Raw genomic sequence first — 13,535 nt, 5'->3', positions numbered from 1 at the left:
CCAGTAGGTCAGAGCCCGGTCAACATCGCATCCGCCGGGGCATCGGCGCGGTCTTGCGCGGTCATCTGGAAGTAGGCGAACCCCACCACCATGAAGCCCAGGAAGATCAGCCCGATCAGCGCGTTGAACCAGGCCATGGCCACCAGGCACACCACCGCCAGCACCAGCGCAATGCCCGGGACGATCGGGTAACCCGGTGCGCGGAAGGTGCGTTCCAGCAGCGGTTCGGTCTTACGCAGTTTGAACAGGCTGAGCATGCTCATGATGTACATCACGATGGCGCCGAATACGGCCATGGTGATCATCGCGGCGGTCAACGTCATGCCGCCCAGGTTGATCAGGCCGTCGCTGTAGATCGCTGCGATACCGACCACGCCGCCGGCAATGATTGCTCGGTGAGGTGTCTGAAAACGCGACAGCTTGGCGAGGAAAGACGGCAGGTAGCCGGCGCGGGCCAGGGCGAAGAACTGGCGCGAGTAGCCGAGGATGATGCCGTGGAAGCTTGCCACCAGGCCGAACAGGCCGATCCACACCAGCATGTGCAACCAGCCGGAGCTGTCGCCTACGACGGTTTTCATGGCTTGGGGCAATGGGTCGTTGATGTTCGACAGGGTGCGCCAGTCGCCCACGCCGCCGGCAAAGAACATCACGCCCATGGCCAGGACCACCAGTGTCAGGATGCCGCTGATGTAGGCTTTTGGAATGGTGCGCTTCGGATCCTTGGCTTCTTCAGCAGCCATGGCCGCGCCTTCGATGGCGAGGAAGAACCAGATGGCGAAAGGGATCGCGGCAAACATGCCGGCAATCGCTGGCGCGCCGAATGTATCGGAACCGGCCCAGCCGTTCAGGGCGAAGTTGCTGAAGCTGAAGGCGGGCGCCACCACGCCCATGAACACCAGCAATTCAGCGACGGCAAGCACGCACACCACCAGTTCGAAGGTGGCGGCGAGTTTCACGCCGAGGATATTCAGGCCCATGAACACGATGTAGGCGCCGACGGCGGCGTGCTTCGGGTCCAGTGCTGGAAACTGCACATTCAGGTAGGCGCCGATGGCCAAGGCGATGGCGGGGGGCGCGAAGACGAATTCGATCAATGTCGCGAGCCCGGCGATCAAGCCGCCTTTTTCACCAAAGGCGCGACGGCTGTAGGCAAACGGCCCGCCGGCGTGAGGAATTGCAGTCGTCAGCTCGGTGAAGCTGAAGATGAAGCAGGTGTACATCGCGGCGACCATCAATGAGGTCACCAGGAAGCCGAGGGTCCCGGCGACACCCCAGCCATAGCTCCAGCCAAAGTACTCCCCGGATATCACCAGCCCGACCGCAATGCCCCATAAGTGCAGGGTGCCCAAGGTGGGTTTGAGTTGTGTGTTCATTGTGTTGCTCTCCCTGAACCGTTTGGAATGATTCAAGGTGTTGCAGCGGCCATGCCAGCCTGGGAATCATTGTCGTAAAGCCGCGCAACTGTCGCCAGGGGAACGGTTTGGCGTTTGAATTTTGCCGGTGTCGCACCAGATAAGTGCGCTGGTGCTTGAGCTGCCGCCATCGCGGGCAAGCCCGCTCCCACAGGGGGGCGCGCACTTTGTGATCAAGCGCGGTCGAGTGTGGGAGCGGGCTTGCCCGCGAATAGGCCCGCGCAGGCGCCGAAAATCCCCTGTAAACCCCGCATAAATCCACTCTTTACGCCGTCTTTACGCCCTGCCCACAGCCTCGCTCTCGTTCCTTTACACCACTCCTGCCGACAATTGCCCCACACGCGGCACTCGCCGCTAAACGGAGAGACTTCCATGAGCGTTCTGGACGGGGTGTCACTGCTATTGGCCGTGGCGCTGTTCATTTATCTGCTGGTTGCGCTGTTACGCGCGGATCGGAACTAGGAGCGGGCTATGCACAGTTATGACTATTGGCTGATCATTGCCTTCTTTGCCGTGGTGCTGGTGCCGGCACCGTTCCTGGGGCGGTTCTACTACAAGGTGATGGAAGGGCAGCGCACTTGGCTCACGCCGGTACTCGGCCCTGTCGAACGCGCCTGTTATCGCCTGTCGGGCGTTGACGAGCATCAGGAACAAAGCTGGCAGAAGTACATGCTGGCGTTGCTTGCGTTCAACCTCGCGGGCTTTTTGCTGTTGTTCGCGATCCTGTTGTTCCAGGACTACCTCCCACTGAACCCGCAGAAATTGCCGGGTCAGGAATGGACCCTGGCCTTCAACACCGCGGTCAGTTTCATGACCAACACCAACTGGCAGGCCTACAGTGGTGAGGCGTCCCTGAGCTACCTCAGCCAGATGGCCGGCCTGACCGTGCAGAACTTCGTCAGCGCGGCGACCGGTCTGGCCGTTCTGGTTGCGCTTTGCCGCGGGATCGGTCGCAAGTCCACCCAGACACTGGGTAACTTCTGGGTCGATATGACCCGCGCCACCCTCTACGGCCTGCTGCCGTTGTGCCTGGTGCTGGCGTTGTTCCTGGTGTGGCAGGGCGTGCCGCAAACCTTCGCCCACTACGTGGATGCCGTGACGATGCAGGGCGTGGATCAAGTGATCCCCCTGGGTCCGGCGGCCAGCCAGATTGCGATCAAGCAGTTGGGCACCAACGGCGGCGGCTTCTTCGGTGTCAACTCGGCGCACCCGTTTGAAGACCCGACTGCCTGGGCCAACCTGTTCGAGTTGGCGTCGATCATCCTGATCCCGGTGGCGCTGGTCTTCACCTTCGGCCATTACGTGAAGGACCTGCGTCAGAGCCGCGCGATTCTTGGCTGCATGCTGGCGTTGTTCATCATCGGCGGCGCGACCTCGCTGTGGGCCGAATACCAGCCTAACCCAACCCTCAACAACCCGGCCGTGGAGCAAACCGCACCACTGGAAGGTAAAGAGGCACGCTTCGGCACCACCGGCACGGTGCTGTGGTCGGTGACGACGACGGCGGCGTCCAACGGGTCGGTCAACGGCATGCAGGACAGCCTCAACCCTCTCAGCGGCATGGTCGCGCTGGTCAACATGATGGTCGGCGAAGTGATCTTCGGCGGCGTCGGCGCCGGCATGTACGGCATGTTGCTTAACGTGCTGATCGCGGTGTTCCTCGCCGGCCTGATGATCGGCCGCACCCCGGAATACCTGGGCAAGAAGCTGCAGGCCAAGGAAGTGCAATTGCTGGTGGTGACCCTGTTGGTGATGCCGGTGGGCGTGCTGGTGCTCGGCGCCATTGCCGCTAGCCTGCCTGGCCCGGCCGGCGCCATCAGTAACCCTGGCCCGCACGGTTTCAGCCAGTTGCTCTATGCCTACACCTCGGCCAGCGCCAATAACGGCTCGGCGTTCGGTGGCTTCGGCGCCAACACGCCGTTCCACAACCTGATGCTGGGCCTTGGCATGTTGATCGGCCGCTTCGGCTACATCCTCCCGGTACTGGCCCTGGCCGGCAGCCTGGCGATGAAGAAGACCGCACCGATTGGCCAGAACAGCTTCCCGACCCATGGCCCGCTGTTCGTGACCCTGTTGACCGTGACCATTTTGCTGGTGGGCGGCCTGACCTTCCTGCCGACGCTGGCACTGGGCCCTATTGCTGAACACTTGAGCATGGGCTTCTGAGGGATATGAAAATGAATATGCCTGCAAAAAACGCAGCTCCGGCCAAAACCCAGGAGCCTGCCAAAACCGCCATCTCCGCCCTGTGGCGTCCGGCGCTGGTCCAGGCTTTCGTCAAGCTGGACCCTCGCCAACTGCAACGCTCGCCGGTGATGCTGGTGGTCGAGTTGACCGCCATCCTCACCACCGTGCTGTGCTTCGTGCCCGACACCACTGTGCCGACCTATGTCGCCGTGCAGATCGCGGTGTGGCTGTGGTTCACCGTGCTCTTCGCCAACTTCGCCGAAGCCTTGGCCGAAGGGCGTGGCAAGGCGCGTGCCGACAGCCTCAAGGCCGGTAGCGAAGGCCTGAGCGCACGCCGCAAGGAGGCGGATGGCAGCTTCAAGGTCGTGCCGGCCACCAGCCTGCGCAAAGGCGATGTGGTGCGCGTTGCCGCCGGGGAAATGATCCCCGGTGACGGCGAAGTCATTGAAGGCATCGCGGCGGTCAACGAAGCCGCGATCACCGGTGAATCCGCACCCGTCATCCGCGAGTCCGGCGGCGACCGTTCGGCCGTCACCGGTAACACTCGCCTGGTGTCGGACTGGCTGCTGATCCGCATCACCGCCAACCCCGGTGAGTCGACACTCGACCGCATGATCGCCCTGGTGGAAGGCGCCAAGCGCCAGAAAACCCCCAACGAAGTCGCGCTGGATATCCTGCTGATCGGCCTGACCCTGATCTTCCTGCTGGTGGTGGTGACCCTGCAACCGTTCGCCCACTTCGCCAGTGGCAGCTTGCCGCTGGTGTTCCTGGTCGCACTGTTGGTGACCCTGATTCCTACCACCATCGGCGGCTTGTTGTCGGCTATCGGTATCGCCGGCATGGACCGCCTGGTGCGCCTCAATGTGATCGCCAAGTCCGGCCGTGCCGTAGAAGCGGCGGGGGACGTGCATGTGTTGCTGCTGGACAAGACCGGCACCATCACCTTCGGTAACCGTCGGTGTGCGGCAGTGGTCGCAGCGCCTGGCGTCAGCGGCAAGGAAGTCGCCGAAGGGGCGTTGTTTGCCTCGCTGGCGGATGACACGGCGGAAGGTAAATCCATCGTCGAATACCTGCGCGCCTTGCACCCTCAAGCCGAGCCGACCGCAGACGAGTTGACGGCGGTGCCATTCAGCGCTGAAACGCGTCTGTCCGGTGTCGACTACCAGGGCCGAGTATTTCGCAAAGGCGCAGTGGATTCGTTGCTGGCCTTCGTCGGTCAACAACGTCGCGATCTTGCACCGCCTCTGTCGCGGGAAATCGACAAGATCGCCCAAAGCGGTGGCACCCCGTTGCTGGTGTGTGCCGATGGCAAGTTGCTTGGTGCGATCCACCTGAAGGACGTGGTCAAGCCGGGCATCCGCGAGCGTTTCGCCGAGCTGCGTAAGCTGGGCATCCGCACCGTGATGGTCACCGGCGACAACCCGCTGACCGCTGCCGCGATTGCTGCCGAAGCGGGTGTGGACGACGTACTGGCCGAAGCCACTCCGGAGAAGAAACTCGCCCGCATTCGTCATGAGCAGAACGACGGACGTCTGGTGGCGATGTGCGGCGACGGTGCCAACGACGCCCCGGCGCTGGCCCAGGCGGACGTCGGCATGGCCATGAATGACGGCACCCAGGCCGCTCGCGAAGCCGCCAACATGGTCGACCTCGACAGCGACCCGACCAAGTTGCTGGACGTGGTGCAGATCGGCAAAGAGTTGCTGGTGACCCGTGGCGCGCTGACCACCTTCTCCATCGCCAACGACGTGGCCAAGTACTTCGCGATCCTGCCGGCACTGTTCGCCTCGATCTACCCGCAACTGGGCGTGCTCAACGTGATGCACTTGCAGAGCCCGCAGAGCGCGATCCTCTCGGCCATCGTGTTCAACGCGCTGATCATCGTGGTGCTGATTCCCCTGGCGCTGCGCGGTGTGCGCGTGCAGGCGGCGAGTGCGGCGGCATTGCTGCGACGCAACCTGCTGATCTACGGGCTGGGCGGGATCCTGGTGCCGTTCGTGGGCATCAAGGCGATCGACATGCTGTTGACGGCGTTGCACCTGGTGTAAAGACCTCCACCTTGTGTGGCGAGGGGGCGCGCTCCCTCGCTACAGGGGTTTCTTGACTGATTGAGGATGTGAAGATGACTAACATGATCCGCCCGGCCCTGAGCCTGCTGGTCCTCATGACCCTGATCACCGGCGTCGCTTACCCGCTGGTGGTGACCGGCGTCGCCCAAGTGGCTTTCCCGGACCAGGCCAATGGCAGCCTGGTGCGTGACGACAGCGGCAAAGTGCGCGGCTCCAGCCTGATCGCCCAGGACTTTACCGGCGACAGCTGGTTCCACCCGCGCCCATCGGCCGGCGCGTTTGCCACGGTTTCCAGCAGCGCCAGTAACCTGGGCCCAAGCAACCCGGCGCTGGCGACGCGTATCTTCGATGACGCCAACAAGCAACTGGTGCCTAGCCAAGGGCCGGTGCCTTTGGCGTCGCTGACTACCTCTGGCAGCGGTCTTGATCCACACTTGCCTCCAGAGGCAATTGCCTATCAACTGGCGCGAGTGGCCACGGCGCGGAATGTGCCGGTGGCAACCTTGCAACGGTTGCTGGATGAACACATCGAGAGCCCGTTGGTGGGCCCGCCTGTCGTGAATGTGCTGGCCTTGAACATGGCCTTGGAAAAATTGTAAGCAGTGAAAGCGCTTCGCGGGCAAGCCCGCTCCCACGGGGGAATGCATCCCAAATGTGGGAGCGGGCTTGCCCGCGATGGCGGCCTGAAGTACACCCGATAAACACCTGAAGGAACCCCCGCGCATGAGCGACTCCGGCCGCGCCGACGCCCTGTTAGCCGATCTGCCCCGGGACGGCCGTGGCCGGCTCAAAGTTTTCCTCGGCGCCGCGCCCGGCGTGGGCAAGACCTACGCCATGCTCCAGGCTGCGCATACCCAGTTGCGCCAGGGCGTACGGCTGATCGCCGGCGTGGTCGAAACCCACGGCCGCGCCGAGACCGAAGCCTTGCTCAGCGGCCTGCCGCAACAGCCCCTGCTGCGCAGCGAATACCGCGGCGTGATGCTCGAAGAGATGGACCTCGACGGCCTGCTCTCCGCCAAGCCCAAGCTGGTGTTGGTGGACGAACTGGCCCATAGCAACGCCCCCGGCAGCCGCCATGAAAAGCGCTGGCAAGACATCCAGGAACTGCTCGCCGCTGGCATCAACGTGTTTACCACGGTCAACGTCCAGCACCTGGAGAGCCTCAACGACCAGGTGCGCGGCATCACCGGGGTGCAAGTGCGTGAAACGCTGCCGGACTGGGTGCTGCAGGAGGCCGACGAACTGCTGCTGATCGACCTGCCCTCCCGCGAGTTGCTGGAGCGCCTGCGCGACGGCAAGGTCTACGTGCCGGAGCAGGCGCGCGCGGCCATCGATGCGTTTTTTACCCAGACCAACCTCATGGCCCTGCGCGAGTTGGCGATGCAAACCGCCGCCGCCCATGTCGATGACGATTTGGCCCAGGGGTATCGCCAACTGGGCCAGGCTGCCCCGGCCGTGCGTGGGCGCTTGCTGGTGGGGGTGGACGGTGATGCGCAGGCCGAGCGCCTGGTGCGCCATGCCAGCCGGGTAGCCCAGCGCCGGCATTTGCCCTGGAGCCTGGTGCATGTCGATAACGGCCGAGCGCGGGATGAACAGTCGCGGCTACGCCTGCAGAATGCCCAGCAACTGGCGGAGCGCCTGGGCGGTGAGGTCGTATTGCTGCGGGCGGGGGAGGTGGCAAAGACGCTGATCCAGCATGCCGCCGAACGCCGTGCCAGCCTGTTGCTGGTAGGGCAGTCGCGAATGCGTTGGCGGCGTCGCTTATTTGGAGGCGGCCTGGCCGCACGCTTGCTGCGCAATGCGCGGGGTCTGGAAATCAACGTCCTCGACAGCGACGACATCCCCGCACCGCCACGCTTGCCGGATGTGCGCGGGCTGGTGTGGTTCGACTATGCACTTGCGGTCCTGGCAACGGTGGTTGCGGCGGCAGTGGCGTGGGCGGTGTCCAGCGTCTTGCCGCTGCCGAACATCTCGCTGGTGTTCCTGGCTGCGGTATTGCTGGTGGCGGTGCGCAGCAGCCTGGGGCCGTCGCTGGTGTGTGCGGCGTTGTCGTTCATGACCTACGACTTCCTGTTCATTCCGCCGAATTTTTCCTTTGCCATCCAGCGCGAAGAAGACGTGCTGACCCTGTTGTTCTTCCTGTTGATGGCGGCGCTGACCGGCAACCTGGCCGCGCGTCAACGCCGCCAGTTGCAGGCATTGCGCGACACTCAGGAAGAAACCAGTGAACTGCTCGACCTGTCCCGCAAACTCACCGCCGCCACCGACCGCCAGGCGGTGATCAGCGCCGCGGCGCATCACCTTCAAGGCTGGAGCGACCTGGACTTGTGCCTGGTCAATCGCGATGGCCAGGGCGGTTGGGCGATCGAGACGGGCGGCCCGCTGACCCTCACCGAAGCCGAGCGCGCCGCCGCCGATTGGGCCTGGCAGCATGACCAGCCGGCGGGCATGGGCACCGGCACGTTGCCTTTCGGGCGTTGGTGGTGGTGGCCGTTGTCGGGCGAAGAGGGGCCCTTGGGGTTGCTGGGGGTGAGTCCCAAACCCGGCCTGGAGCTGAGTGGCCAACGCCGCCGTTTGCTCACCGCCTTGAGCCAGCCGCTGGCCCAGGCATTGGCGAGGGCGCAACTGGCTCAAGAGTTGGAGTCCGCTCGGCTGCACGGCGAAACCGAGCAACTGCGCAGTGCGTTGCTGGCTTCGGTCTCCCACGATTTGCGCACGCCGCTGACCTCCATGCGCGGCAGCATCGACAGCCTGCTGGCGCTCGGTGAGGCGATCCCGCTGGAGGATCGCCGTGAGTTGCTCGAAGGCACCCGCGATGAGGCCGAGCGTCTCGACCGCTATATCCAGAATCTGCTGGACATGACGCGCCTCGGTCACGGCGCCTTGAAACTGGCACGGGACTGGGTGTCGCCGGGCGACATCGTCGGCAGCGCCCTGGGCCGCCTGCGTGCGGTGCTGGCGCCGTTGCAGGTGAATACCGATGTGCCGCCGGAGCTGCCGTTGTTGTACGTGCACGCCGCGTTGATCGAACAAGCGCTGGTCAATGTGCTGGAAAACGCCGCGCGGTTTTCACCGCCGCAAGGCCGCCTGCAACTGAGTGCCGGAGTCTTGGATGACCAGCTGTTTTTCGCCGTGGCAGATGAGGGCCCCGGCATTCCCGAAGACGAGCGCGCAAAGATCTTCGACATGTTCTACACCGCCGCCCGTGGCGATCGGGGCGGGCAGGGCACGGGCCTCGGGTTGGCAATCTGCCAGGGCATGGTGGGCGCCCATGGTGGGCATATCAGCGTGGCCGACGGTATCGACGGGCGTGGCACTTGCATCACCTTGTTCCTCCCTTTACCCACACAGCCTGGCCTGGAACGCGAGGCATGAGCTACCCTGTTTTCTTCACGGATTTTGATTGGATACCATGAGCCAGACCGCGACGATTTTGGTCATTGACGACGAACCGCAGATCCGCAAATTCCTGCGCATCAGCCTGGCCTCCCAGGGCTATAAAGTGATAGAGGCCGGCACTGGCAACGAAGGCCTGGCCCAGGCCGCGTTGAGCAAGCCGGACTTGCTGGTGCTCGACCTTGGCCTGCCGGACATGGACGGTCAGCAGGTGCTGCGCGAGTTCCGCGAATGGTCGACGGTGCCGGTGCTGGTGCTGTCGGTGCGGGCCAGCGAGGTACAGAAAGTCGAAGCCCTCGACAATGGCGCCAATGACTATGTGACCAAGCCCTTTGGTATCCAGGAGTTTCTCGCCCGGGTGCGCGCATTGCTGCGCCAGGCGCCGGCGGGTGAGTCCCAGGAAGCGGCCCTGCGCTTTGGCCCCTTGACCGTGGACCTGGCCTATCGCCGGGTGCTGCTGGACGGTGCTGAAGTGGCGCTGACCCGCAAGGAGTACGCGGTGTTGGCGCAACTGGCGCGGCATCCGGGGCGGGTGATTACCCAGCAACAACTGCTCAAGGATATCTGGGGGCCGACCCATACCGAGGACAGCCATTACCTGCGTATTGTGGTGGGGCACCTGCGTCAGAAGCTGGCGGATGACCCGACCCAGCCGCGGTTTATCGTGACTGAGGCGGGGGTGGGGTATCGGTTGTTAGGCGGGTAGATCGTTGGTGCTTGCTCTGGCGTCATCGAAGGCAAGCCAGCTCCCACAGGGGAATGCATTCCAAATGTGGGAGCTGGCTTGCCTGCGATGGGGCCATCAGCGTCACCAAGGATCTCAGCGCTGCTCACTCTCGTAGCGATCCAACGTATCACTGGCAATCTCCCGCCCCAGGGCGATCAACTCCGGCGCCTTGTAGAACTCGAAAAACCGGCACACCCGCTTCGGCACGTTGATCAGCACATCCGGTGGGTAGCCGGCAATCTTGTACTGCGCCAGCGATGTCTGCATCACCTCGAAGCTCTGGTTGATCAGGTCAAGCAATGATGCCGGGCCAACGTTATCGATGATGAACGACCCGGTCGCCGACTTCGGCGCTCCGGGTTTTTCCGGTGCGGCGGCGGGTTGTTGCGATTCGGGCTCGGCGGACTCCAGCCACGGGTTGATCTCCGCCGCCTGCGCCTCCAAGGCCTCCTGCTCCAGCTTCATCAATTGTTCGGCCTGCTTGCGACGAAACGGCAGGTGCGATCCAAGGGATTTCGCCAGGTTGTTGAAGCGACTCTTGAACGCTGGCGGGCGCTGGATCACCGGCAGTTGATAGTGCTTCTGGTTGGTGGCGTTGAGGTTGACCGCAATGATCAGGTCACAATGGCTCGACACCACCGGCACGATGGGCAGCGGGTTGAGCAGGCCGCCGTCCACCAGCATGCGATTGCCTTGCATCACCGGGGTGAACAGGCTGGGAATCGCCGCCGACGCACGCATGGCCTGGTGCAGGCAGCCTTCCTGGAACCAGATTTCCTGCTGGTTGGTCAGGTCGGTGGCGACGGCCGTGTAGGGAATGCGCAGTTCTTCGATATTGATCTCACCGACGATCTTGCGGATCTGTCCGAACACCTTTTCGCCACGAATGGCCCCCAAGCGAAAACTCACGTCGACCAGTCGCAGCACGTCGAGGTAGTCGAGGCTTTCAATCCAGTTACGGTATTCATCCAGTTTGCCGGCGGCATAGATCCCGCCGACCACGGCCCCCATGGAGCATCCCGCGATACAGGCGATATCGTAGCCGCGCCGTTCGATTTCCTCGATCACCCCGATATGGGCGTAACCCCGGGCCCCGCCGGAGCCCAGCACCAAGGCAACACGCTTTTTCATGGTCCATGTCCTCCCCAAGGCAGGTACCCACAATGCACCTATTGAGGGGCTGGCTTCAATCTTCGCGGGCGGCTGAAATTTTTTTCCAGGATAGCCGTGCTGCTCGGGTATGCTCTGGTGATTAGGTACTATCGATTTCAGGCTAAGGACAGGCACTTTTCCATGTAGGCAACGTCTACAGCGTACGACTGTTTTTCTTTATTTTGAGGTGTCATCGATGAAAGCCTGGATGTGTGTGCCTGTGATCATGTTGGCCCTGGCCGGTTGTGCCGGGAAAACCGCATACCGCGACAGCTGCGGCACCCAATTGGACGCCGCCTGGAAAGAACTGGACCTGGCCAAGGCCGAAGGTTTTGCCGGCACCGTGAGCTACTCCAAGGCCTTGTCACTGTTGACGGGCGCCAAGACCCAGCAACAATTCGAAGCGTTTGAAGGCTGCTCCAACAAGGCCGAGAAAGCGCGGTTCTACATTCGTGAATCTCGCGCCGGGCGTTGACCTGTAGCGGCGACTAGGACTCTTCATCAGAAAGTGAGGGCAGGATGTCAGCGTTGGTCAATCAGTTAGTCGCTCAGGTCATTGGCCTGGAAGTAGGGTTACTGAGCTGCCAGGCTCGCCTCGCCGCCGTCACCGACGATGAAGCCCTGCATGACCTGCGCACCACCGTGCGCCGGCTGCGCAGCCTGTTGCGCCCCTTGCGTGGGTTGCCTGGGGTCGAGCAGCTTGAAATGGCCGCCAGTACCGTCGGCCAATTGACCACGCCGCTACGCGACCGTGAGGTGCTGGCGGCGTACTTGCACCAGCACGGCCATCACGAGGCCGCTGACCGTCGACTGCGCCTGCAGCCCGACGCCTATCGTCACGTGGCGCAAAGCCCGGAACTCGCGCATTTGCTGTTGATCCTCGACGCCTTCCCGCGTTTTATCCGCGCTTCTGAGCACCAGAAACTGCTCAAGGGCCTGCGCCCACGCATCGAAAAACGTCTGGCCAAGCAATGGCAGAAACTCGATGAAGCCTTGAAAGACCCCGACCATGATCGCCATCGCTTGCGGTTGTTGATCAAGCGCGTGCGCTACGCGGCCGAGGCCTATCCCGAATTGGACACGTTGCCTGCCAAGGCCATGTCGCACCTGAAAAAAGCCCAGGCCGCGCTGGGGGATTGGCACGACTGCTGGCAGTGGCTGGTCCAGGCCGAACACCAGGCAGACCTGCAACCGTGTGTCGCGGTGTGGCACCGCACCATGGCCAAGGCGGAAGGTCAGGCGGATCGCGTGCTGGATAAACTCAGCGCCGCGTGTTTCTGAACCGGTCCGGCTTTTGGCCGGAATAGGCGCTGTACCTGACCGGCTCGATGGTTAAGATCCCCCCATCTGTTTCTTTCGATGTGAGACTGCCATGCGCTTTAGTGATTTGCTCGACGCCGCCCGCAGCAACCCGTTGGATGTCACCATCCCCGCCGACTGGGCCCAGGGCCGCGCGACCTTCGGTGGCCTGGTGGCTGCATTGCAATACGAAGCCCTGCGTGCACAGGTTCCGGCCGATCGGTCTCTACGATCATTGGCAATCACCTTCGTTGGCCCGGTAGCGCCGGATGTTCCTGCCAGTTATCAAGTCGAAGTACTGCGCGAAGGCAAGGCGGTCAGCCAATTGCTTGGTCGTGTGGTGCAGAACGGTGAAGTGGCGACACTGGTACAAGCCAGTTTCGGCGCGGCCCGCGAATCGGAAATCGCGGTGGAGAGCGAAGCGCCGCCGGTGTTCAAGCATTGGGAGGAGTGCCAGGAGCTGCCCTATATCAAGGGCGTCACCCCTGAGTTCATGCGTCACCTGGCGATGCGCTGGAGTGTGGGTGGCTTGCCGTTCACCGGTCATAAATCCCGCGAGATGGGCGGCTGGGTCCGGTTGCGCGGCGATGTGAAAGAAGAGCCACTGACCGAGGCGCATATCCTCGCCCTGGTCGATGCCTGGCCCCCGGCATTACTGCCCCACCTCAAAAAACCGGCACCGGGCAGCACCCTGACCTGGACCATCGAATTCATCCAGCCTCTGCAAGACCTCACGACCCTGGACTGGTGCCAGTACCACGTCACGATCGAACACGCCCGTGACGGCTACGGCCACGCCGCCGCCGCCCTCTGGAGCCCGACCGGCGAACTGATCGCCATCAGCCGCCAGACCGTGGTGGTTTTCGCCTGACCTCAGTGCCTGTGGCGCTGCCGCCAGGCACGCCACCAGCCACCGCTCAACACAAAGCGCGGAAAGGTCACGAACTGTTCGACCACCAGGCGTTGTACCGCGTCTTTACGATCACTGAACGGCTCACTGGCCTGGGCTTCCAGGCGATGGCCATGACGTTGCAACGCCAGGCCGGCCAGGACACCGATGACACCCACGGCGAAACTCGCCAGGCTCAGGCTGAACACCCCGGATACAATCAACAGAAACCCGATGATGAACAGCGGCACGGCAATCAGGTGCAACGCCAGGTTGGTCGGGTGCTGATGGTTCTGCGGGTAGTTACGCCATTGCCAGGCGGGGAGATTGGGATGACGTTTGCCCATGATGATGAATCCTCTGTCCGTTGAAACAACATGGAGAGAGTTTAGGTGGGGTTGGGT

Annotated in this window: 12 protein-coding genes; 9 read left to right on the top strand and 3 right to left on the bottom strand. The window is 63.0% G+C overall.

The window, feature by feature from the left end:
- Positions 1-8: 8 nt before the first annotated feature.
- Positions 9-1,373 (bottom strand): ethanolamine permease, encoded by a 1,365-nt coding sequence (gene eat, locus CQ002_RS20890; protein ID WP_034102691.1) that lies wholly within the window; start codon positions 1,371-1,373, stop codon positions 9-11.
- A gap of 411 nt (positions 1,374-1,784) precedes the next feature.
- On the opposite strand from eat, the gene kdpF reads away from it, so the two are divergent.
- The 6 genes from kdpF to CQ002_RS20860 all read left to right on the top strand — a co-directional run bounded on the left by kdpF (position 1,785) and on the right by CQ002_RS20860 (position 9,770).
- Positions 1,785-1,874 (top strand): K(+)-transporting ATPase subunit F, encoded by a 90-nt coding sequence (gene kdpF, locus CQ002_RS20885; protein ID WP_003218754.1) that lies wholly within the window; start codon positions 1,785-1,787, stop codon positions 1,872-1,874.
- Between the two features lie 9 nt (positions 1,875-1,883).
- Positions 1,884-3,578, top strand: a complete 1,695-nt coding sequence (kdpA, locus tag CQ002_RS20880) for a potassium-transporting ATPase subunit KdpA (protein ID WP_034102692.1) — start codon at positions 1,884-1,886, stop codon at positions 3,576-3,578.
- Between the two features lie 11 nt (positions 3,579-3,589).
- Complete coding sequence (gene kdpB, locus CQ002_RS20875; protein ID WP_371919466.1) at positions 3,590-5,647, top strand: potassium-transporting ATPase subunit KdpB; 2,058 nt, start codon at positions 3,590-3,592, stop codon at positions 5,645-5,647.
- 74 nt (positions 5,648-5,721) lie between these two features.
- Complete coding sequence (gene kdpC / locus CQ002_RS20870) at positions 5,722-6,267, top strand: potassium-transporting ATPase subunit KdpC (RefSeq protein WP_034102696.1); 546 nt, start codon at positions 5,722-5,724, stop codon at positions 6,265-6,267.
- Between the two features lie 124 nt (positions 6,268-6,391).
- On the top strand, positions 6,392-9,043 hold the full coding sequence (locus CQ002_RS20865) for a sensor histidine kinase KdpD (protein WP_098466094.1): 2,652 nt from the start codon (positions 6,392-6,394) through the stop codon (positions 9,041-9,043).
- Between the two features lie 37 nt (positions 9,044-9,080).
- On the top strand, positions 9,081-9,770 hold the full coding sequence (locus CQ002_RS20860; RefSeq protein WP_034102700.1) for a response regulator: 690 nt from the start codon (positions 9,081-9,083) through the stop codon (positions 9,768-9,770).
- 114 nt (positions 9,771-9,884) lie between these two features.
- Here the strand turns inward: CQ002_RS20860 and CQ002_RS20855 are convergent, their stop codons facing one another.
- Positions 9,885-10,922 (bottom strand): patatin-like phospholipase family protein, encoded by a 1,038-nt coding sequence (locus CQ002_RS20855; protein ID WP_069022479.1) that lies wholly within the window; start codon positions 10,920-10,922, stop codon positions 9,885-9,887.
- Positions 10,923-11,139: 217 nt separating this feature from the next.
- Between CQ002_RS20855 and CQ002_RS20850 the strand changes: the two genes are divergently transcribed.
- From CQ002_RS20850 to CQ002_RS20840, 3 genes are all read left to right on the top strand, one after another.
- Positions 11,140-11,418 carry a hypothetical protein gene (locus CQ002_RS20850; protein WP_024074187.1) on the top strand — a complete coding sequence of 93 codons (279 nt, stop codon included), beginning with the start codon at positions 11,140-11,142 and terminating at the stop codon, positions 11,416-11,418.
- A gap of 44 nt (positions 11,419-11,462) precedes the next feature.
- The gene (locus CQ002_RS20845) at positions 11,463-12,224 is read left to right on the top strand and encodes a CHAD domain-containing protein (RefSeq protein WP_034102705.1); all 762 of its coding nucleotides are present in this window, start codon (positions 11,463-11,465) and stop codon (positions 12,222-12,224) included.
- Between the two features lie 91 nt (positions 12,225-12,315).
- Positions 12,316-13,113: an acyl-CoA thioesterase II gene (locus CQ002_RS20840; RefSeq protein WP_034102706.1), complete on the top strand. Its 798-nt coding sequence runs from the start codon at positions 12,316-12,318 to the stop codon at positions 13,111-13,113.
- A 2-nt stretch (positions 13,114-13,115) separates the two neighbouring features.
- On the opposite strand, the gene CQ002_RS20835 is transcribed toward CQ002_RS20840, so the two are convergent.
- On the bottom strand, positions 13,116-13,478 hold the full coding sequence (locus tag CQ002_RS20835) for an Mpo1-like protein (protein WP_034102708.1): 363 nt from the start codon (positions 13,476-13,478) through the stop codon (positions 13,116-13,118).
- Between the last annotated feature and the right edge of the window lie 57 nt (positions 13,479-13,535).

It is taken from the genome of Pseudomonas sp. MYb13 (assembly GCF_002980075.1).
Lineage (GTDB): Bacteria > Pseudomonadota > Gammaproteobacteria > Pseudomonadales > Pseudomonadaceae > Aquipseudomonas > Aquipseudomonas lurida.
This window is presented reverse-complemented; position numbering and strand designations above follow the sequence as displayed.